Here is a 20,924-nt window from a genome sequence, read left to right on the forward strand (position 1 = left end):
TTATTTATGTTCAACTTGTGATAAGAACTTGCGAGCTCGTTCGGTCTTCGGGTGATCGAAAAATTCGTCGGTCTTTGAGTTCTCAAGGATCTTACCATCAGCCATAAAAATGACCCGATCGGCAACGGCTTTCGCAAAGCCCATTTCATGGGTTACAACCAGGGTAGTCATGTCCGAGGTATTAGCGATGTCTTGCATGATGTCTAAAACACTACCAACCATTTCGGGGTCAAGGGCAGAAGTGGGTTCGTCAAACAACAGCACCTTTGGATCCATGGCTAGTGATCTAGCAATAGCGATTCGTTGTTGCTGACCACCAGAGAGCTGAGCTGGATACTTCGTACCTTGGTCAGGTAAATCGACTCGTTCAAGGAGCTTTTTAGCGACTTTTTCGTTTTCGGATTGCGGCCGCTTCAAGACGATGCGCGGAGCTAGCGTAATGTTTTCCGTGATGGTCTTGTTGTTGTAGAGATTGAAATGTTGAAAGACCATTCCCACGTCGGTTCTAAGTTTATTTAGATTAGTTTTGCTACTCGAAAGATCCTTTCCATCCACAATTAATTGTCCCTGTTGAATGGTTTCGAGTCCATTGATGGTTCTAAGTAGGGTTGATTTACCGGATCCAGATGGTCCGATTAGCACGACGTTTTCACCTTCGTGAATGTCGAGGTTGATATTGGTTAAAGCGTGAAATTTGTCATAGTATTTTTCTACGTTTTTGAATTGAATGATTGATCCCATTAAATTGTCCTCCTTCTTACATAAACTCCAAAAAACGTGTTTTGGGGTTAAGACTAGATTATACGCATTGAAAAGAAATTACTAGCATTGATGACACATTTTGTTACACAAAGATGAATTTTTTTAAAAGATAATGAAAAAAAGTCCCCCAATTTTTATAAATTTAGGAACTTTATTTCAGACTTATTTTTTTGAATTTTACTACTTTTTTATTTGTTGAAATGACTTCATTAATGCTTTCCTGAGTTCTGGATCATGCGCAAAGATGAATGTTCCGTAGACGCCCCGTTTCATTAAGACGTTAACGGAATTGAGGATAATCTGTTTGCGTACTTTTTTGAACTCCTTTTGATCTGTGATGTCTTTACGATGCTTCTTACTTTCAACGTCGGTTTGCTTACTTAGATCGACCTTAATTTGATGATCGCTAGGATCGAGATAAATTGGAGGGCCCAGAATGATGCCCACGTAGTTTAGGTCAAATCCCTGACAGGTGTAAATGGAGCCTACTTCATCAATGGTTTGGGGAATTTCAGCCCAAGGAGTACTGGTGTAATTGTACTGATCCCACGGCATCTTAAAACCACCACGTTCTCTGATGTAATGTTTCCCACCATCTAACGTTGAGGGGTAACCAGTAGTTGACACAATTCGTGATAAGCCAACCTTGTTATTTTTCTGGATGATTTCCTGTCGCATTTGTTCGGCATCATCAAAGATCCGAAAATCATAACCATCGTCAGCATCCTTTGGAATTGGCAACAATTTACCAGCGGTGAACTCGTTCATCCAGTGGACCAAATCAGGTTTGGCAGTCATCCGAAATTGATGGGTCAGCTGGTAACTTTCGTGATAGTAGGGAGCAAGAAGCTTTTTTAAACGACTTTGATCCCAGTAGCACTTGGTTCGTAAGACCTGATTCATGTCAAAGACGGCAATTACAACCTTGCTTGATTTGATAATCTCTTCTAACTGATTTTCCTGGTAGAAGTTGTTGTAATGGTCAGGTGATGAGAGTAAGAGGTGAGCTTCATCAACAATGACCACGTCAGCACGTTCGTCTCTTTTATGCATTTGGTTGATAAACGAGGTTGGACGCATAAAGTTTTTCTTTAAGACGTTATTTTCTGATCCGGCAATCTGTTTATAAACTTTCAAGATTTCGGGATGGTTGACCAAAAAATAATTCTTGGTGCCATGAAGTTTGTCATCCCTTCGTGCGGCTTGCTGAATGTTGAAGAAGAGTTGACTTAAAATCACGCTCTTCCCGGTTCCAGCGTCACCAAAGATGGTAAAAATTGAATGCTGTTTTTGATCAATTCGCTGATTAATAAATTGTTCAATTTGATCAATAAGCTGTTTCTGTTCGCCAGTCAATTCGTGGAGATTAGGAGCAAGCTTCTTAATTGCTTGATTATTATGCATTTTGGGTGTTGTGCTTTCTTTGAATGGTCCAGTTGACCAAGGTTAAGATTAAGCCAGCAACTGCCAAGACGAATAGTAAGAGGAAGTCCATGTGACCACCCATGATGGTTTTGGCAACGTACTGAGCGGCATCATGTGCTTGGTTCTGATTGAAGGCGTAGATGGTTGCTAGCACACTAGTACCAATTGAGCCCGCATATTGTTGCAACATGTTGAACAAAGAGTTCACATCGGCTGAATCGGACTGAGGTGCAGTTTCCTGAGCGTTAGTAATGGTACATGAGAACGCACAGTTAAATCCAAATCGGAGAAGGGCAAACAGTAACATTAAAATAATGGTACTAAACATTGCGGTCATCGTACTAAATAAGAACATGGCAATCGTCAGGAGGACCATTCCGGTGATGATCGGTTTGAAAGCCCCAAAGCGATCGTAGACACCACCAGCAAATGGTGAGGTTACACCACCAATGATGGAACCAGGCAACAGGATTAATCCAGCAACCATGGCACTCGAATGGAGAACCGTTTCCGCATAAATCGGGATGACAAATGAAGCACCAATGTTGATGAACATCAACAAGAAGTAGTTAACGGCATTTAATGAAACCGTTGGAATTTTAAGGGGATGAAGTGACATTAGTTGGGAGTCACCGTGACCATTGAGGTAAATGAACAGTCCGAGGGTAATCAAACCAATGATGATTGGGATCAGTCCGCTCATGAAGGTTGCACCCTTAACTCCGAACTGGTTGGCGCCCCATACAAATGAGAAGAGGGTGACAATCAGAAGGGCAAAACTGATGAAATCAAACCGTTTAGAAATTCCGGGAGCCTGAAGATCGATACTCTTGAGCCCAATGAATAACGTGATTAAGACGATTGGAAAGGCGATGATAAAGATGTATCGCCATGAGAGTAGAGATGATAAGGTTCCGCCATAGGTTGGGCCAAGGGCTGGAGCAATTGAAATTACCATTGAGGCAATTCCAGTGTAGAAGCCAATCTTTGGTCGTGGAACTTCAGCGAAGATGATTTGGTACATCATGGGTAAAGAAAGTCCAGTGGCAGCGGCCTGAATTAAACGTCCGATTAAGAGTAACCAGAAGTTAGGTGCAATTGCACACAAGACATCACCCACGATAAAGGCTAAGACAGCGAAGACAAAGATCTTCTTTAGTGAGAACCTCTTAAGTAGATAAGCGGTGGTAGCCATCGTAATCGTTACCACTAATAAGTATCCGGTTGAAATCCATTGAACTAAATTCAATGAAATGTGAAAAATTTGGGAAAGTTCTGGGAACGTCACGTTCATTGAGGTTTCCAGTAAAATTCCACAAAATGATAATAACGCGGTTGCGAGGATCGCGATTTTGGTTTTTAAGCTTACTTTTGAATCCAAATAATTTCCTCCATTAGCGTCTTTTATTGATTGGCGTCGTTAACTGCTTTGTTGACAGCGTTTCTAAATCCAGTTGCATCTAAAGCGACCACTCCCTTGATGGTAGATCCACCAGGTGAAGTAACTTGATCCTTCAGGGTGGCTGGTGAAATGCCAGTGTCTAATGCTAATTTACCACTGCCTTGCACCATGCTGGCCGCAACTTTAAAGGCGGTTTCACGATTAAGGCCATTTTGAACGGCTGCATCAGCTAGGGCATCCATAAAGACGTCGACAAAGGCAGGACCACATCCGGCAACGGTGCCAACGATACCGAGATTTTGGTTACTGGTCTTGATTAAAGTACCAAGATTTTCAACCACCTTTAAAGCAGTTTTTACGTCGTCTTCATTCGCATGATCTGATTCACCAACGGCGATACAACCCGCGTTGACCGCAACCGGGATGTTAGGGACGATGCAAACCACCGAATTGTTTTTATGAACGGCGTTAATTTCTGCCTCAGTTACACCCTGAGCAGCTGAAACGATGACCGTTTGGTCGGGCAACTTCGTGTTTTTTAAGACACTAACCGTAATGGGTGCCGGGGTTGTTACAAATAGCACGTTCAAATCACTGGGGAAATCATCATCAACGATTGTGAATCCCAACGTCTTTGATAAATCTTTCAGTTCTGAAGTAACGTGGTGGCCTTTTACAAAAATGTCATGAGGGTCATATTTATTAACTAAACCCTTAATGATTGCGCTGCCCATGTGGCCGGCGCCGAGTACTCCAATTTTCATGTATTTCACTCCTTAATTTACTATTATGATAATAATACATCATTGTTAATTGGTTATGTAAGGCTGAATTCGGAAACCACGGATTTTGTGAAAACGGATCATTATTGGTAAGCGCTTACAGCTAATGATATAATAAAAGTAGGGTTTTATGAATGAAACACGAGAAAAGGGGCTGGTAATTTGAATTTAAAGGGTTGGTTTCATAACTTAACTAATAAAGAAACGCCGAGCCTTTCAGACACAAAGTTAGCTGATAACATCGAGTTTATTGATAATGAAGGTAAATACCTAGAAACGGTCGTCAATAGTTTTAGGGACAAGTCTGGTCTGGTTCACTACCGGGGTGAGGGCTATACCGTTGAAAACTCTTTTGCCTTTGCCATTGGAGACCTAGTGAATGACGATAATCTCATCGAAAAGTGTACATATTCGATCAAGGTGTTAAAAAGAATGCGTGCACCAAAAAAGTCCAAATTAGCTACATTAATTACTCAGATGATTAAAATGATTGACCATGTTTCCGACTACGTTAACGGGATGCGGCGTGATATGCGCAAGGGAACTTCTGGACACGCTGCCATTCAAATGTATTGGCGCAGTGAGAAAGCGATTAAAGACTTTAAAGTCGAAAAGGTATATACGGTGGCCCTTGTGAATGCTGATGAACCACTGGTTAAGTGACAATAAAAAACTGGACTCGTTTGAGTCCAGTTTTTTTGATGTTTTAATCTATTGATTTAATAATTCATCATCGACAGCCTTAACGTAGCTTTGCAGCTTCTTATCAGCAGCTTCTGCGGTACCAGCTTTAACCCCAATGTAGAATTTGATTTTTGGTTCAGTTCCAGAAGGACGGATGGCAAGCCACGTGCCATCATCGAGCCAGTACTTTAAGACGTTTGATTGAGGTAAATCAATCTTTTGGGTTGATCCATCCGCCATTGTGGTGGTTGAAGTTTGGAAGTCTTCCAGTTTGACAACTTTAGCACCGTTAAATGAAGTCATAGGGTGATCCCTAAAGTTCTTCATGATGGCTGCCATCTTGGACTTACCTTCAAGACCATCAAATTCTTTGGAAATGGTCTTTTCTCTAAAGTATCCATACTTCTTGTAGATTTCTTGTAGCCCGTCGTACAAGGTCATTCCCTTTTCCTTGTAGTATGCGGCTACTTCAGCTAGTAGCAAGGTGGATTGGATGGCATCCTTATCACGAACAAATGGTTTGATCAAGTAACCATAACTTTCTTCAAAGCCAAACAAGAAGGTGTGGTCTTGATTTTGTTCAAAATTCTTGATTTGTTCGGCAATAAACTTAAATCCGGTGAGGACATCCTTCATTTCAACACCGTAGTTCTTGGCAATGTCAGTAGCCAGTTCCGTTGAAACAATTGATTTGACCACGACACCGTCCTTAGGAAGGTCACCAGCATCCTTTTTGGCCTGTAAAATGTAATTGAGGAGGACACTAGCGATCTGATTTCCGGTCATGAGTTTGTATTCGCCATTGGGCTGTCTAACCGCAGCTCCCAGACGATCAGCGTCAGGATCAGTCGCGATGAGGACGTCCGCGTCTTCTTTTTTACCTAACTGAATGGCCAGGTCAAAAGTCTGTGGGAATTCTGGATTAGGAAACGGAGTGGTGGGAAATTCAGGATCAGCGATGGTCTGTTCAACCACGGCATCGTAATTCTTGAACCCAGCGTCTGACAAGGCCCGTCTGGCAATGATTTTACCAGTTCCATGAAGAGGAGTATAGACAAACTTTAGGTCTTTTCCTACCTTATTGATAAGGTCATGATTAACGTTGACGGTTTGGACGGCTTGAAGATAAGGAACATCGACATTTTCACCAACGATGCTCATCAGGTTGTCGTTTCGCAAGTCCTTCTCTTCGGAAACGGGAATCTTGAATAAATCATCAACCTTACGGACGTAGGTAGTCATTAAATCGGATTCTTTTGGTGGCATCTGACCCCCGTCTTCACCGTAAATTTTGTATCCATTGTATTGTTTGGGGTTATGACTGGCGGTAATCATGATACCCGCGTAGGTGTTTAAATGACGAACCGCAAACGATAGTTCTGGGGTAGGACGAATGTCGTCAAAGACAAACGTCTTAATTCCGTGAGCACCCAGTACTCGAGCTGCTTCGTGAGCAAAAAGCTGGGAATTGTAACGAGGATCAAAGCTGATCACCACGCCCCGCTTCTTTACCTTGGGATCAAGCGTATCCATTAACTGAGCCAAACCCTCAGTGGCCTGACGAACAGTGTAGACGTTCATTCGGTTAGTTCCAGCGCCTAAGGTTCCCCGCATACCAGCGGTTCCAAACGAAAGTGAAGAACCAAAAGCATCTTCGATTTGATCTGGATTATCACGCATTTTTGCTAAATCAATTTTTAATTCTGCTGGCATATCTTCCTGGGAAACCCAGTTCAGATATTCCTTTTTAGTATCTGTTGAACTCATAATTCTCCTCCTGGAAAGCAATTTTTCCCACGTCGAATAGTGTGAATTGTAACTTCTATAAAGGATTATAGTTAAAGTCTGACACTCCGTCAATGTAAGCGCCTTTATATTGCTATCGTGACTATGATATACTGATATCAAGGTGGTGAGACAAATGAAATTTGATTATGAACCAGGACGTTTTTACGCTAACGATGTACATGGCAATCTAATTGCCGAGGTAACTTTTACTGAAGATAATGGAGTGGTCTCCATTAATGAAACGTTTGTTAACCCGAACTATCGCGGGCAAGGACTTGCTGGGAAGTTAATTATGGTAATGATTGATTACGCTAAGAAAAATCATTATCAGATCAAACCCGTTTGTTCCTTCGCCGTTAAATTTTTCGGAAAAAACACTCAATACGATGATTTATTAGTAGGAGGTAAATAAGATGGCTGTACTAGTTGCCGGAGGAGCCGGATATATCGGTTCTCACATGGTAGATCGCTTGATTAATGACGGATATGACGTTGTTGTGGTTGATAATTTGTCAACTGGACATCGTCAGGCCATTAATCCAAAGGCAAAGTTTTATGAAGGGGACACCCGTGACTCGGATTTCTTGGACGACGTGTTTTCTAAAGAAAAGATTGATGCGATCATCCACATGGATGCCTTCTCACTCGTTCCCGAATCAATGAAAGATCCACTAAAATACTTTGATAATAATGTAATTGGGATGATTAAGTTACTGGAATCAATGAAAAAAGCAGGCATTAAGTACCTGGTCTTTTCTTCAACTGCCGCTACTTACGGGAATCCAGAACGAATTCCGATTTATGAAAAGGACCGTAAAGACCCCATTAACCCTTATGGTGAAAGTAAACTAATCATGGAACACATCATGAAGTGGGTAGACAAAGCCTATGGCATTAAGTTTGTGGCATTACGTTACTTCAATGCTGCGGGAGCCAAGGAAGATGGCTCAATTGGTGAGGACCATCATCCAGAAACGCATTTGATTCCCATCGTTTTAAAGGTAGCGGCTGGCCAGCAAGATACGATGAAGATTTTTGGGGACGATTATGATACCCCAGATGGAACAAACGTCCGTGACTACGTCCATGTCCTTGATTTAGCCGATGCTCATATCTTGGCCATGAAATACTTGGAGAAGGGTAATCCAAGCAACATCTTTAACCTGGGTTCTTCAACTGGCTTTTCTAACAAACAGATTATTGATGCAGCACGAAAAGTGACTGGGAAGAAGATTCCAACTGAGATTGCTCCAAGACGTGGCGGTGATCCTGATACGCTGGTGGCAAATTCTGACAAGGCACGTGAAGTCCTTGGATGGAAGCCACAGTTTGATAATATCGACTCTATCATCAAAACCGCTTGGACGTGGAAAACGAAGCATCCAAATGGTTATGAAGATAAATAAATGGGGCACAAATATTGAAGAAGAGTAAAACTTACATTGGTGTCATCCTGGCAATTGCTGGTGCCATCATGTGGGGAATTCAAGGACCGGTTTCGCAGTTCTTGTTTCAAGACAAGAGTTTTTCAACGGAATGGCTTATGGGAGTTAAGATGTCGGTTGCTGGCATCTTAATTCTTTTGTTTACAAAATTTGTTCAAAAGAATCACATTTTAAAAATTTGGCATACGGGTCGAAGCTGGATAATCCTGCTTTGTTATGCCATTTTTGGACTTTCAGCGGTGCAGTACCTTTATTTACTGACGACGCGTGCCAGTAATGCGGCGACTTCGACGATCATGCAAAGTTTGGGGACGGTTATCATCATGATCCTGACCGTCATCGTCTATCATCAAGCTCCGACAGTTCAACAGGGTGTAGCCGTTATTGTGGCCCTAATTGGAACCTGGTTACTGGTGACTAAGGGTGACTTAACGCATTTAGCGATGAGTCCGAAGGCATTCACCCTTGGTCTTTGTTTGGCATTTGCGGGAGCCCTTCAGACCATGCTGCCGGTTAAACTGCAGGAAAAGTTCAGCACGTTTGTCATCATCGGGTGGGCCATGATCGTTGGTGGCGTGATTTTTACCTGTATCCATCCCTTCTGGGTTGATGTTCCTCATCTATCGCTTGGCGGAATTTTAGGAGTAGCTTTCATTGTACTTTTTGGCACAATGCTGTCATTTCTTTGTTTTACTTCCAGTCTGCGATACGTATCCGCTACCACCGCGGGACTACTAGATACGTTTGAACCACTCTCAGCAACCATTGGAACGGTTGTATTTTTGCACACTAGTTTCAATCTTTACGAAACCATCGGTGGCATTCTAGTCTTAAGCACCGTCTTTATCCTGGCAATTAGGCCACGGAAATCGTAGTGATAGCACTAACTAATTAGTTGGTGCTTTTTTAATTGACTTGTTTTCGTTGTATTGCTTGTTTGTGATCAATTTTGTATAATTGAAAGCGTTACACATGAATTAATATGTTAATTAAAATATTAAGCGTTGAGGAGGAGTTCGATGAATAAATTTGTCAAAAAATACATATTTTTTGCGGCGTTCTGGGTCATTGCTGTTTTAGCCGCTGTCTTATTTTTGCCCAACATTTCACAGGTAACTGCGGAACACGGACAAACTAAGATTCCAGCTAACATGCAGAGCCAGGTTGCAGAAAATATTCAAAAGCATTGGGGTCATCACATCAGTGATACCAGACAAGTGGTCTTGGTATACAACAATGGTGATAAAAAGATTGATACAGGCAAACAAGCCAACATTGATCACACTGTCTCAAAGTTAAAAAATAATGCTGATTACTACGGCATCAAGGGTGTAACGTCCGCTAATGAAAATGCGGCGACTAAGAAACAGCTGATCTCAAAGGATGGTACCACTGAGCTGGTCCAACTGAATGTTTCTAAGAAAGATTCAGTTGAGACGATGAATAACAAGCTTAAAAAGGGTGCCAAAACGTCGAATTTGAAGTCGTACGTCACTGGGTCGGACGTTTTAAACGATGATATGCGGCAATCAATGATTGACGGAATTAAACAGACCGAGGTTATCGCCGCCGTCTTCATCTTGATTGTCTTGATAATTGTCTTTAGATCGCCAATTGTCCCACTAATTTCACTATTAACCGTGGGAGTCTCTTTCATTGTTTCCCTAAGTGTAGTCATAAATATGGCTAAGTACATGGGCTTTCCACTTTCAAACTTTACTCAAGTCTTCATGGTGGTCGTCTTATTCGGGATTGGAACAGATTACAATATCCTGCTGTACGACAGGTTTAAAGATAATCTGGGTCAAGGAATGGATAAGGTTGAAGCCACCGTGGACGCGAGAAAACGAGCTGGAAAGACCATCCTTTATAGTGGAGGATCCGTTTTAATCGGGTTCTTTGCACTGGGACTGGCGAAATTCTCTATTTACCAGTCCGGGGTAGCCGTTGCCATTGGGGTGGTCGTTCTCCTGTTGGTTCTACTTTCATTGAACCCATTCTTTATGGCACTCCTTGGTAAGACCATGTACTGGCCTGCCAAAAATCTTTCCCCCAAGAAGCGTGGAAGTCGCATTTGGCACTTCCTTTCAAGTCATTCAGTGGCCCATCCCATCATCGCGATTGCGTTGGTCTTAGTCATAACGCTGCCACTGATCTTCTTTACCGGAAAGAGTAGTTTAAACTACGATAATTCGGTTGAACTAAGTGATTCATTACCTTCTAAACAGGGATTGAACACGGTTCAGCAACATTTCTCCAAGGGGACTGCTGAACCTTCCACCATTTACATTCAATCTAAGCATAAAGTTAACAACGAGAAATCGATGATGGAGATTGACCGGATCACTCGTCAGTTGAAGAAGAACAAGGAAATTAAGACGGTGGCGTCGGTTACTCAACCAAGTGGGGAACCGGTAAACCAACTCTACTTAAATAATCAACTTGGTACGCTTAATAGTAAGATGCAGCAAGCTAACGCAGGATTAAGTCAGATTCAAGCCGGAGCTAACGGTGGTTCCTTTAATGCCGATCAATTAAAGGCGATTGGAACTTCAGCCCAATCAATTGGAAATCACTTGAAGACCATTCAAGGGGTTAGTGGGGCAAGTACTGCTCCTGGTCAAACTTCTGGTCAGGCAGTAATTGCTCAGATGCAACAACAGGCAACTGCTATGGGATCACCAATGAGCCCACAACAATTGCAAATCGTTGCTAGTGGACTTCAAAACGTTAGTTCTCAAGTTCAAATGCAACAAGCATCTGCGATGTCTGGTTTACAAAATGAATTAACTGGCATTGCTTCAGACACACAAAATATCGGAAACAATGCGCAAGCCATGGGGCAACAACTCCAAGGAATTCAGTCGCAATTAACACAGGCTAACGCTGGCCTTAATAAGATTAATCAGGGAATGCAACAATCCAACGAATATCTGACGGGATTGCAAGATTCAGCTGCGGCTGCTAATACGTTCTACATTCCAAATCAGGTGCTTAAGAGTAAGACCTTTAAGCAATCGTTGAATAACTACGTCTCCTCAAACGATAAGATTACTAACATTACCGTTGTTTTGAAGGATAATCCATCCAACGCGAAGTCAATGAACCTTGTTAAGAATGTGCAGAATCAAGTTAAGCAGTCTCTTAAAGGAACCAGTCTAAATGACGCTACCGTTGCCATTGGTGGTGAAACAGCTACGATGTCTGATACCCATGACATTGCATCGCAAGACTTCTTTAGAACGGCCGTTATCATGTTGGTTGGAATCCTGATTGCGTTGATGTTTGTAACGCGTTCCATTTTGCAACCACTCTACATTGAAGGAACGTTGATTTTGACGTATTTCACTTCGTTAACGTTAACCCGTTTGTTCTCAGAGACCTTCTTAGGTCAAAGTATGTTAACTTGGAATACGCCGTTCTTCACCTTTATTATGCTGATTGCGTTGGGTGTTGATTACAGTATCTTCCTAATGATGAGGTATCGTGAGACCACGGATGGATCACCAGCGGAACGAATTGTCAGTTCTGCCAACTACATTGGTGTTGTGGTATTGTCAGCTGCAGTCATCTTAGGTGGTACCTTTGCCGCACTGATTCCATCTGGAATCTTGACACTGATTCAAGTTGCCATTGGCGTCATCATTGGTTTGATTATTCTAGTAATTATCTTACCAATCCTGTTACCAGCTGCCATTCGTTTGACTTATCAACCAATTAGCTTTAAACGAAATAAGAACTAAGCTTAAGCGTTAAATCAAAAGAGAGATCAGTTTTGACTGACCTCTCTTTTTTGTGTCATCTAAAATGACATGGGCTATTGACCGGCTTTCGCTTTACGCCTAAAATTAACTTATTAATATGTAAAAAAATAAATCGGTCGTGACCGAGTTAGGGTGAAAATATGAGTGAAGATAAGACTAGCATCGGAAAAAGTAAAGTATTAAAAGGGATTGCCTGGGCAACCCTGGCATCAACCTTTTGGGGTGTTTCTGGAGTGGTTCTCCAGTTTGTCTCACAAAATGCTGCCATTCCAGCCTCATGGTTCTTGTCAGTAAGAACCATTTTTTCTGGAATTTTGCTTTTAGTGATCGGATCCATCATGTATGGAACCAAGATTTTCCATGTTTTTAAAGACTGGAAGTCCATTATTTGTATCGTCGCTTATGGAATCATCGGATTAGGTGCTAACCTAATGTCATTTTACCTTAGTGTTCAGGATGGAAATGCGGCTTCGGCAACGATCCTGCAGTACTTATCGCCATTATTTATCCTGTTGGGTGGATTTTTGTTCATGCATAAGCGACCTTACAAGATCGATTTAATCGTTTTTCTATTAGCTCTTGTAGGGGTCTTTCTGGCAATTACCAAGGGTGACATTAATCAATTAGCTATTCCACTCCCAGCCCTACTTTGGGGAATTGTTTCTGGAATTACCGCCGCTTGTTATGTGGTCATCCCTCGTCCACTAATGGAAGAAAATTCACCCATTGTGGTTCTCGGTTGGGGAACTTTGATTGCGGGCTTGGTCTTTAACATTCATCAACCAGTCTGGGTTGGGGTTCCACACCTAACTACTGGTGCCATCGTTGGAATTGGAGCCATCGTAATCATTGGAACGGTTATTCCATTTGCATGTTTGCTTCACAGTTTGCACTTTGCTTCTTCAGAAGACGTTAGTTTGGTGGATGCTGTTCAACCAGTGGTCACTTTCATCTTGAGTGTGCTCTTCTTACACACTAAGATTAGTTTGATGGAAGTAGTTGGGTCAGCGTTAGTAATTCTCGCAATTTACATTTTGCAGGATTCCAAGCGCCGGAACGTGAAACAACAGAAGCTGTAACAAAGATAATCATGGCAAATAAATATAAAGTAATGCGGTTTACCGGAGTTCCACTAGCAATGGATGATGCCGGTAATTATGTAATTAAAAAAGATGAGAACGGCAATTTTAAACTTCATACTTGGCGAATTGGAAAACATACCAGGGGCCATTTTCATCGGATCGGTCAAGTTTTTTAACGGAAAATCGATTAAGGGTTGCCATTGTGCAGGATTTTAGTGTATCTTTTAACAAACGGCATCGGTATACGCCGATGGAGCGTTTTTTAGATGATTATGTTGATAAAAAAGTTATTGATGAAGCTGAGTCACACTTGGATTAATTGGAAACTGTGAGGAGATAATATGAAAAGTAGAACGGGTAAGATGAGCAACACCGTTAAGGGAATTTGTTTAGCGGCGTTTGCGTCAACTTCATGGGGTGTTGCTGGTGTCATAACACAGTATGTTTCACAAAATGTTGGGATTCCAGCTTCCTGGTTTCTATCAGCCCGTACCACTGGTGCGGCCATTGTTTTGTTACTAGTTAGTGCCATTATTTATGGTAAGGGAATCTTTAGTGTCTTTAAGTCGTGGAAGTCAATCATGTGGTTGGTTTTGTATGGTTTGTTTGGACTAGCAGCTAACATGGGAAGTTTCTATGTCAGTATTCAGACCGGTAACGCAGCCGCAACTACGATTTTGCAGTACCTATCACCACTGTTTATCTTATTAGGTGGATTTGTGTTTATGCATAAAAAGCCGATGAAGATGGACATCGTGGTCTTCGTTTTGGCCTTGGCTGGAGTGTTTTTATCAATTACCAAAGGTGATATTTCACAACTATCAATTCCAATGGGATCATTTTTCTGGGGAATTATTTCTGGAATTACCGCAGCTTTATACGTGGTTCTGCCACGACCACTTGCTCACGATAATTCACCCATCGTTGTTCTTGGTTGGGGAACTTTAATTGCCAGCTTGGCCTTTAACATTAACCACCCGGTATGGACCAACGTTCCTCACTTAGGAATGGGCGGAGTGCTTGGCGTTTGTGGAATCATTCTGTTTGGAACTTTGCTTACTTTTTCCTCACTAATCTACGCTTCTCGTTTTACCTCATCAGAGGTTATCAGTTTACTGGATGCGATTCAGCCAGTAGCAACCTTTGTCCTGAGTGTGATCTTCTTACATACTCACATTAGTTGGGTTGAAGTCTTAGGTGCTGTTCTGGTTATTCTGGCGGTTTACATCCTTCAGTATGTACAACGACACAAGAATCAAGAGGAGCTCTTATAACTTTCTTAAGCATTTGAGCATATTGGTTTGAAGGCCCAATCTTTCAGGATATAATAGTGTCAATCTTAATAAAGGGAGAGATTATTATGGCAGAAGAAAGTAAAGAGACAAAAGCATTAGACAAGATCTCAGAAATCATGAACAAGTTGCAAAAGACTTTGGACAAAGAAGGCACTGAATCAAAAGAGGGCCACAAAGTTCATAGTTGGTTGGAAGAACACCGTGCTATTCATGAAATCAAACGAACCCTTCATGAAGTTGGCAAGTTCGACAAGTTTGACTCAGCCGCTTACGACAAATTCATGAAGGATTACGAAAAAGTTGTTAATGATTTGGACGACAACGATTAATAATCTATAATTTCTAGGGAAGCTGCAATGGTAGCTTCTCTTTTTTTGTGAAGATCTTTAAAAGAAGGGAAATGATAATTTGGCGGGTACGACGAATGAGTTCAGCTTTGATGGATTCACTTTAAATCCGGCGGTAGGTGAGTTGAGTAGTAATACTCAATCCATTAAGTTAACCGCTACTGAGACCTCGCTGATGGTGCTTTTTATTGAGCACAAAGACAAGCTAGTATCAAAAAAAGAATTAATGACTTTTCTGTGGGCTAACGGTGCTTTTATTGACCAAGATGCCATTGAGGATGATATTAGCAGATTGAGACATAAGCTTGGTCAGGTTGGTTTAAAAGATAGGATCAAGACGGTGCCAATGCGAGGATATAAGTTGGTTACGAATCGGTAGGATTAATAATCAAAAAGAGAGATGGCAAAAATGTCATCTCTTTTTCTTTGTATAAAAAAGAACCCATCAATTAATTGATGGATTCAGGAAAATAAAAAATTATTTCTTAAGTAACTTTTCAGCATCAGCTTTAACGTCGTCATCGCTCATGTCTAAGTACTTTTCCATGTCGGATTCAGTCTTCATGGTGTCATGACTGTTATCTTCCATGTAGTGGTCCCATAAGGCATCACGGACAGGAATTGAGTCATCGCTCCAATCAAATACTTCTGACATCTTTTCGTCTAATACACGTGGTGTTTCAAAATCATCAGCCATGTTATATATCCCCTTTTCATTTATTCACTTCTATTTTAATTCTTTTTAGCAAAAAGTGTTAGCTATTTGCACTTAATTTCGCCTTTTTACTTAATTTTTTGATGCCAGGAATGCTTAACATTGTCACAAAGCTAATTAAATATAGAACGGAAAGGAAAATCATTACAACCATCAGGTTATACTGGTCCATTAAAATCCCAATGATCACCGATGACATTCCGCCAACCGCTCGACCGACACCAACAATAATGTTGTTAGCACTACTTCTAACCTCGGTGGGGTAGAGTTGACTGACAACTGCACCATATCCGCCATACATCCCATTGGAGAAGAAACCGACGATCGCTCCAATTACTAGGAGGGCAATCGTAGTGTGGGCAAGCACCAGGAGATAGACCATGATTGACGAGGCAATTAAAAAGATTCCAAATGAAAGTCTAGGACCAATGCGATCTAAGATGGAACCAAAGGTCATCATTCCCACACTCATTCCGATAATGGTGGAAATCATCCAAAGTGATGATCCGGCAACGTTCAATCCGCTTTGCTTTTGAACGATGGTGGGTAACCAGTTCATGAGGCCGAAATAACCGGCGATTTGGACGGTGGTCATGATCATCAAACCGATACTTTGATAGGACGTTTGAAAGTCAGAAAACATGTATTTTCGAATGGCTTCTGCGGTGGAAATGGTTTGTTCTTGCTTGGACTTCAGAAATTCGTTGGATTCCGAAAGGTGTCGACGAACGAAGAAGATTAAGACAATGGGAATTAATCCAAATAGGTAGAGTGCGTGCCAACCCAAGTGGGGAATAATAAAAGCAGCTAAGACGGCCGCAAGTAGTGCGCCGACTTGGCCGCCAACCGAGGCAATCGACGACATTTTACCTAACTTATTCTTGGGAAAGGCTTCCGCAAGGAGCGTAATTCCCAGCCCGTATTCACCGCCTGCTCCGATTCCGGTCAGTAGTCTCAAAAAGTAAATGAGATAGATGTTGTTGGCAAATCCCATTAAAGCTGTCGCAAACGCAAAGATGAAGATGGTGTATGTAAACGTTTTGACCCTGCCAAATCGATCGCCCAGAAAGCCAAAGATGACTCCACCAAGTAACATTCCCCAGTTAGTAATGGTTCCAATCAGACCGGCAGCTCCAGCTGAAATGTGGAGCGAAGCAATCATCGAACTCATCGTGAAAGATAGAAAGAGCACATCCATGTTTTCAAGACCAAATCCAGAACTAGATGATAGTAAAACTAGTTTTTGGTTCTTGCTCATTGCGTGGCTGTGCTCAGTATCATTGGTTATATTATTATCCATAATTTCCTCCAAATTAAGACTCACTGGTCTTTTTTATTTGTTGCTGTTAGCGATTATTGCATAGCAAAATTATTTTTGCAAGGTCCAATTTGAACTTGACGAGCCGACCAATCTTCCCTATATTAGGAGTAATCATTAATTAAATTGGTTCAGAGAAGCCAAAATTATGTTTATCAATTCATATAAATTTAATTCTAAAGGACCATTCTCTGACATTTGTCTCGGAATGGTCCATTTTTGTGAGGTAAAAAATGAAAAAAACAATGATGATTGCGTTGGATTTTCCAACCCAAATGGATGTGAATACTTTTCTTGATCAATTTCCGTATCCAGAACAGTTGATCGTTAAGATTGGGATGGAACTCTTTTACCGTTACGGACCAGAAGCAGTGCGGGAAATTCAAAATAAGGGATGCTCGATTTTCCTGGATCTAAAGTTAATGGACATTCCCAATACGGTTTATGCTGGAATGTTTCAACTGGCCAAACTGGGAGTCGATTACGTGACAGTCCATACTCTTGGTGGTAGTGAGATGATGCGTGCCGCCAAACGGGGGCTAGTTGATGGGAGTGCGGAGGCAAATAAGAAGGTACCTGAGCTACTGGGAGTAACCGAATTAACCTCCATTTCCCAGACGGCGCTCACTAACGAACAAAACTGTTCGTTAACTATGAATGAACAGGTCGTTTCCCTTGCTAACTTAGCTAAGGCATCTGGTTGTGATGGCGTGATTACGTCTGCCAAAGAGTTGAATGATCTCGTGGAACAGGTCGGCGATGATTTTGACTACGTGGTTCCTGGCATCCGGAGCAGGGATGACGCCAGTGAGGATCAGAAGCGGGTGGCAACTCCAGAGCAGGCTCGAGAACACGGTGCTTCCGCCATTGTCGTTGGAAGGCCAATTACTCAGAATGAGCATCCCTATCGAGCCTATCAAAAGTATGATGATGAATGGAATCTTAAGAAAAGGGTGGATTAATGATGAATACAACTAGCATTTTAAAGGACCTCGTAAGTGATCGAATTGTCCAACTTAACCCCAGTCAGCCGTTTACATTTGCGAGTGGGATTAAGTCGCCAATCTATACGGACCTTCGTTTGACAATTTCGTATCCGAAGTTAAGACGTAAAATTTATCTGGCCCTTGGTGATTTGATTGAAACTAATTTTCCCAACGCCACTGTCATTGGCGGTGTTGCCACCGCTGGCATTCCTCATGCTGCGTGGGTAGCGGAAGAAATGCAGTTACCGATGATCTACGTCAGATCCAAGCCCAAAGATCACGGAACCAGTAAACAAATCGAGGGAAGGGTAACACCGTCTGACCACATTGTCCTAATTGATGACCTGATTTCAACTGGTGGAAGCGTGATTAAAGCTTCCAAGGCAGTTCAAGCTGACGGCTATCAAGTTGACGGGGTGGTTTCAATTTTCTCCTATGGGTTTGCGGACGCTACTGATAATTTTAAAAAGGCTAATTTAAAATTTGTGCCACTACTAACTTATCCAGAATTAATTAAGCAAATGCTTAACGATGAACAAATTCAAAATGATGAGTATGAACGGTTGAACAAGTGGCATCAGGATCCATGGTCATGGAAATAAATTACCGTTTTTATTTCCCAATTTTTAAGGATATATTACGATCTATTATCGCTTACAATTCGTTATTGACACGTGAAAAATTTAACTATATGATAGGAATTGTTGATAGATAGATGAATATAATTACAAAAATAGGAGAAGTGATTATGGTTAAAGCAGCAGTTGTTAGAGATAATTCAGATGGATATGTAGACGTTAAAGATGTCAAGTTACGTCCAATTCATGAGGGTGAAGCCCTAGTTAAAGTTGAATATTGTGGTCTTTGTCACACTGACTTGCACGTGGCTTCAGGTGATTTCGGTGAGGTTCCTGGCCGAATCATTGGACATGAAGGAGTTGGCCGAGTAATTCAAGTTGCAGACGATGTAACCGACTTAAAGATTGGTGATCGGGTTTCGATTGCCTGGTTCTACTCAGCTGATGGAACCTGTGAGTACTGTGTTACTGGAAATGAAACTCTATGTCGGAACGTTAAAAACTCTGGTTTTACCGTTAATGGTGCGATGGCTGAAGAATGTATCGTAGATGCTAAGTACGCCGTTAAGGTTCCAGAAGGTTTGGATCCCGTAGAAGCAACTTCATTAACCTGTGCTGGTGTTACGACTTACAAAGCCTTGAAGATTGGTGACACGAAACCAGGTAAGTGGGTTGAAGTCGTAGGTGCCGGTGGTTTAGGTAACCTTGGGGTTCAATTAGCTCACAATGTTTTTGGTGCACCAGTGGTTGTCGTTGACGGTGACCCTAAGAAGTTGGAAGCCGCTAAAAAGAACGGTGCCGATGTTTTGATTAACCGTCACGATGGTAACGTAGCTGAACAAATTCAGGACAAGGTTGGCGGTGTTTACGATTCTATCGTTACGGCCGTTAATCCAGACGCTTTCACTCAATCAGTTAACGCCTTGAGACCTAATGGAACATTGGTTGCCGTTGCTCTTCCTAAGGGTGACATGGCACTTAACATTGATAAGACGGTTCTTGACGGCATCAAGGTTGCTGGTTCACTTGTAGGAACTAGACAAGACCTAAGAGAAACCTTCCAGTTCGGTGCTGAAGGAAAGGTTAAACCAATCGTTAGAACCGACAAATTGGAAAACATCAATAACGTCATTGATGACATGAAGGCCGGTAAGATTGTTGGTCGAGTTGTCTTTGATTTCACTGGCGACGAAAAATAATTTAAACTTATAATTAATTAAGAAGCAGAATTGTTCAAATTCTGCTTCTTTTTTTAATAATTACTTCGATGTTCGTTATAATGGAGAAATGAGATTATTTTTAAATTCATAACGAACGAGGAAGCATAATGAAAGAAAACCCCAAGTATAAAATTGCCATTCCAAATCAAGTGGTAGAACGCTTGCACATTAAGCCTGATGCTAAATTAAAGCTCACACTGCGACGGCAAGGGATGGTGGTAGAAAAAATTAATGATGGAAGTGCGGACTCTTGGAACGTGTCAATCTGGTGGTCTCTCATTCCGGCCATTCTAACTGCCGTCATGGTCCTAATATTTTTTAAGTATCGGAATTTTCGGATTATTCCCTTGAGTGGTCAGTTTTCGATTGCAAGTGGAACCATTGTCTTTGGTCTGATTTTTGGTGCACTCTTGTTTACGATTTTTTTGGTTAAAAGCCGGAAGAATCCGCAAAATACCATTTATCGCAACATCTATTGGCGAAATTTTCCAACAATTGTCCTGTCGTTTACGGCTAGCTTACTGGTTGGATTACTAGGAATCTTTTGGATACTGGGAATTGCCTTTAAGGGGGCAACTTTTGATGTTTATACAGCAACCATTATCATTGCGGTTTTAGAGGGGATCGTGAACTACGTCATGATCGGGGTAGCCGTGGCTTTGACACCCACGTTGCTAGTTGATCTCTTGAACCTGATCATCGTGTCTGGAGTCCTCATCTCCATGTCTTCTAACAGTCACCGTTACTGGTGGAAACACAACCTGAGCTTTCTTGGGACCAGTCGGGCCACTGATAGCTGGCAGTTTAATTTGACCATTATTTTTTCGGCTTTATTGATGTGGGCCGTGATTGATTTCTTGTTTGTTTCATTGAAGTCGGTCCAAAAGCCCACCGTTCAGACTTGGATTTTAAGGACTCTGATGACTTTAATGGCTTTTAACGTTGCCGCAATTGGAATCATTCCGAATGACATTCAGGTTCCGTGGATGCACTTCTGGCATACGCAGTTTGGGTGGTCGTTAGTCTGGATTATCATTATTTTAATTGCGGGAATTCGGTGGCTGTGGCCTGGGATTTCCAAGAACTTTTTAAAGACCTCTTATCTGATTGGTTTTCTCCTGGTACTAGCCAGTATTCTCTTCCAGGTCGTGCACTACTTTTCACTCACAGCTTTTGAGATTACCTCATTTACGCTAGCGTTTGCGTGGATTTTGATGTTATTTCAGTATATTTTAAACGTCGTGAACAAGGGAATCCTCGATTTTACGGTTACTTTAACCCAAAATAAATAAGCAGAATCCATGAAATAAATAGCGTGATATCCTACAATG

General features: G+C 41.7%; 20 protein-coding genes and 1 pseudogene. 14 read left to right on the forward strand and 7 right to left on the reverse strand.

The features are described 5' to 3' along the window. The 4 genes from FC73_RS03245 to FC73_RS03260 all read right to left on the reverse strand — a co-directional run bounded on the left by FC73_RS03245 (position 1) and on the right by FC73_RS03260 (position 4,353). The gene (locus FC73_RS03245) at positions 1-741 is read right to left on the reverse strand and encodes an amino acid ABC transporter ATP-binding protein (RefSeq protein ID WP_010022474.1); all 741 of its coding nucleotides are present in this window, start codon (positions 739-741) and stop codon (positions 1-3) included. Between the two features lie 201 nt (positions 742-942). Beyond that, a complete protein-coding gene (locus FC73_RS03250; protein ID WP_010022475.1) occupies positions 943-2,166 on the reverse strand; it encodes a DUF2075 domain-containing protein in 1,224 nt (407 codons plus the stop codon). Then, positions 2,159-3,568, reverse strand: coding sequence for an MFS transporter (locus FC73_RS03255; RefSeq protein WP_010022476.1), 1,410 nt, complete (start codon positions 3,566-3,568; stop codon positions 2,159-2,161). Before FC73_RS03255 ends, FC73_RS03250 begins: the two co-directional genes overlap by 8 nt. A gap of 23 nt (positions 3,569-3,591) precedes the next feature. After that, on the reverse strand, positions 3,592-4,353 hold the full coding sequence (locus FC73_RS03260) for a pyrroline-5-carboxylate reductase family protein (RefSeq protein ID WP_010022477.1): 762 nt from the start codon (positions 4,351-4,353) through the stop codon (positions 3,592-3,594). Positions 4,354-4,533: 180 nt separating this feature from the next. Between FC73_RS03260 and FC73_RS03265 the strand changes: the two genes are divergently transcribed. After that, on the forward strand, positions 4,534-5,034 hold the full coding sequence (locus FC73_RS03265) for a hypothetical protein (protein WP_010022478.1): 501 nt from the start codon (positions 4,534-4,536) through the stop codon (positions 5,032-5,034). A gap of 48 nt (positions 5,035-5,082) precedes the next feature. Here FC73_RS03265 and FC73_RS03270 read toward each other — a convergent pair whose 3' ends face one another. Continuing rightward, positions 5,083-6,822, reverse strand: a complete 1,740-nt coding sequence (locus tag FC73_RS03270; protein WP_010022480.1) for a phospho-sugar mutase — start codon at positions 6,820-6,822, stop codon at positions 5,083-5,085. A 154-nt stretch (positions 6,823-6,976) separates the two neighbouring features. Here FC73_RS03270 and FC73_RS03275 point away from each other — a divergent pair, with 154 nt between their 5' ends. The 9 genes and pseudogenes from FC73_RS03275 to FC73_RS03315 all read left to right on the forward strand — a co-directional run bounded on the left by FC73_RS03275 (position 6,977) and on the right by FC73_RS03315 (position 15,155). Then, positions 6,977-7,255, forward strand: a complete 279-nt coding sequence (locus FC73_RS03275) for a GNAT family N-acetyltransferase (protein WP_010022482.1) — start codon at positions 6,977-6,979, stop codon at positions 7,253-7,255. Between the two features lies 1 nt (position 7,256). After that, a complete protein-coding gene (galE, locus tag FC73_RS03280; RefSeq protein WP_010022483.1) occupies positions 7,257-8,249 on the forward strand; it encodes a UDP-glucose 4-epimerase GalE in 993 nt (330 codons plus the stop codon). Between the two features lie 14 nt (positions 8,250-8,263). Beyond that, positions 8,264-9,163 carry a DMT family transporter gene (locus FC73_RS03285; RefSeq protein WP_010022484.1) on the forward strand — a complete coding sequence of 300 codons (900 nt, stop codon included), beginning with the start codon at positions 8,264-8,266 and terminating at the stop codon, positions 9,161-9,163. Positions 9,164-9,307: 144 nt separating this feature from the next. After that, a complete protein-coding gene (locus FC73_RS03290) occupies positions 9,308-12,031 on the forward strand; it encodes an MMPL family transporter (RefSeq protein ID WP_010022485.1) in 2,724 nt (907 codons plus the stop codon). Between the two features lie 161 nt (positions 12,032-12,192). Beyond that, complete coding sequence (locus tag FC73_RS03295; protein WP_010022486.1) at positions 12,193-13,131, forward strand: DMT family transporter; 939 nt, start codon at positions 12,193-12,195, stop codon at positions 13,129-13,131. Between the two features lie 59 nt (positions 13,132-13,190). Continuing rightward, a pseudogene (locus FC73_RS07170) lies at positions 13,191-13,453 on the forward strand (DUF7671 family protein). 22 nt (positions 13,454-13,475) lie between these two features. Then, the gene (locus FC73_RS03305; protein WP_010022491.1) at positions 13,476-14,408 is read left to right on the forward strand and encodes a DMT family transporter; all 933 of its coding nucleotides are present in this window, start codon (positions 13,476-13,478) and stop codon (positions 14,406-14,408) included. A gap of 86 nt (positions 14,409-14,494) precedes the next feature. After that, a complete protein-coding gene (locus FC73_RS03310; protein ID WP_010022492.1) occupies positions 14,495-14,758 on the forward strand; it encodes a hypothetical protein in 264 nt (87 codons plus the stop codon). A 79-nt stretch (positions 14,759-14,837) separates the two neighbouring features. Next, a complete protein-coding gene (locus tag FC73_RS03315; protein WP_010022493.1) occupies positions 14,838-15,155 on the forward strand; it encodes a winged helix-turn-helix domain-containing protein in 318 nt (105 codons plus the stop codon). 99 nt (positions 15,156-15,254) lie between these two features. On the opposite strand, the gene FC73_RS03320 is transcribed toward FC73_RS03315, so the two are convergent. Further along, positions 15,255-15,473: a P8 family protein gene (locus FC73_RS03320; RefSeq protein WP_010022495.1), complete on the reverse strand. Its 219-nt coding sequence runs from the start codon at positions 15,471-15,473 to the stop codon at positions 15,255-15,257. A 58-nt stretch (positions 15,474-15,531) separates the two neighbouring features. Next, a complete protein-coding gene (locus FC73_RS03325; RefSeq protein ID WP_010022497.1) occupies positions 15,532-16,791 on the reverse strand; it encodes an MFS transporter in 1,260 nt (419 codons plus the stop codon). Between the two features lie 251 nt (positions 16,792-17,042). Here FC73_RS03325 and pyrF point away from each other — a divergent pair, with 251 nt between their 5' ends. From pyrF to FC73_RS03345, 4 genes are all read left to right on the forward strand, one after another. Next, entirely contained in the window at positions 17,043-17,771 is a 729-nt protein-coding gene (pyrF, locus tag FC73_RS03330; protein WP_010022498.1) for an orotidine-5'-phosphate decarboxylase, read from the forward strand. 2 nt (positions 17,772-17,773) lie between these two features. Continuing rightward, positions 17,774-18,397: an orotate phosphoribosyltransferase gene (gene pyrE, locus FC73_RS03335; protein ID WP_010022499.1), complete on the forward strand. Its 624-nt coding sequence runs from the start codon at positions 17,774-17,776 to the stop codon at positions 18,395-18,397. 146 nt (positions 18,398-18,543) lie between these two features. After that, positions 18,544-19,572 carry an alcohol dehydrogenase AdhP gene (gene adhP / locus FC73_RS03340; protein WP_010022501.1) on the forward strand — a complete coding sequence of 343 codons (1,029 nt, stop codon included), beginning with the start codon at positions 18,544-18,546 and terminating at the stop codon, positions 19,570-19,572. A 128-nt stretch (positions 19,573-19,700) separates the two neighbouring features. Then, a complete protein-coding gene (locus tag FC73_RS03345) occupies positions 19,701-20,885 on the forward strand; it encodes a hypothetical protein (RefSeq protein ID WP_010022502.1) in 1,185 nt (394 codons plus the stop codon). Positions 20,886-20,924: the final 39 nt, after the last annotated feature.

The sequence above is a fragment of the Fructilactobacillus fructivorans genome (assembly GCF_001434095.1).
Lineage (GTDB): Bacteria > Bacillota > Bacilli > Lactobacillales > Lactobacillaceae > Fructilactobacillus > Fructilactobacillus fructivorans.

Coding starts and splice junctions, on each gene's coding strand:
- pyrE (WP_010022499.1), top strand. CDS start 17,774: ATGAATACAACTAGCATTTTAAAGGACCTCGTAAGTGATCGAATTGTC.
- FC73_RS03305 (WP_010022491.1), top strand. CDS start 13,476: ATGAAAAGTAGAACGGGTAAGATGAGCAACACCGTTAAGGGAATTTGT.
- adhP (WP_010022501.1), top strand. CDS start 18,544: ATGGTTAAAGCAGCAGTTGTTAGAGATAATTCAGATGGATATGTAGAC.
- FC73_RS03310 (WP_010022492.1), top strand. CDS start 14,495: ATGGCAGAAGAAAGTAAAGAGACAAAAGCATTAGACAAGATCTCAGAA.
- FC73_RS03345 (WP_010022502.1), top strand. CDS start 19,701: ATGAAAGAAAACCCCAAGTATAAAATTGCCATTCCAAATCAAGTGGTA.
- FC73_RS03295 (WP_010022486.1), top strand. CDS start 12,193: ATGAGTGAAGATAAGACTAGCATCGGAAAAAGTAAAGTATTAAAAGGG.
- pyrF (WP_010022498.1), top strand. CDS start 17,043: ATGAAAAAAACAATGATGATTGCGTTGGATTTTCCAACCCAAATGGAT.
- FC73_RS03275 (WP_010022482.1), top strand. CDS start 6,977: ATGAAATTTGATTATGAACCAGGACGTTTTTACGCTAACGATGTACAT.
- FC73_RS03245 (WP_010022474.1), bottom strand. CDS start 741: ATGGGATCAATCATTCAATTCAAAAACGTAGAAAAATACTATGACAAA.
- FC73_RS03270 (WP_010022480.1), bottom strand. CDS start 6,822: ATGAGTTCAACAGATACTAAAAAGGAATATCTGAACTGGGTTTCCCAG.
- FC73_RS03320 (WP_010022495.1), bottom strand. CDS start 15,473: ATGGCTGATGATTTTGAAACACCACGTGTATTAGACGAAAAGATGTCA.
- FC73_RS03290 (WP_010022485.1), top strand. CDS start 9,308: ATGAATAAATTTGTCAAAAAATACATATTTTTTGCGGCGTTCTGGGTC.
- FC73_RS03260 (WP_010022477.1), bottom strand. CDS start 4,353: ATGAAAATTGGAGTACTCGGCGCCGGCCACATGGGCAGCGCAATCATT.
- FC73_RS03250 (WP_010022475.1), bottom strand. CDS start 2,166: ATGCATAATAATCAAGCAATTAAGAAGCTTGCTCCTAATCTCCACGAA.
- FC73_RS03325 (WP_010022497.1), bottom strand. CDS start 16,791: ATGGATAATAATATAACCAATGATACTGAGCACAGCCACGCAATGAGC.
- galE (WP_010022483.1), top strand. CDS start 7,257: ATGGCTGTACTAGTTGCCGGAGGAGCCGGATATATCGGTTCTCACATG.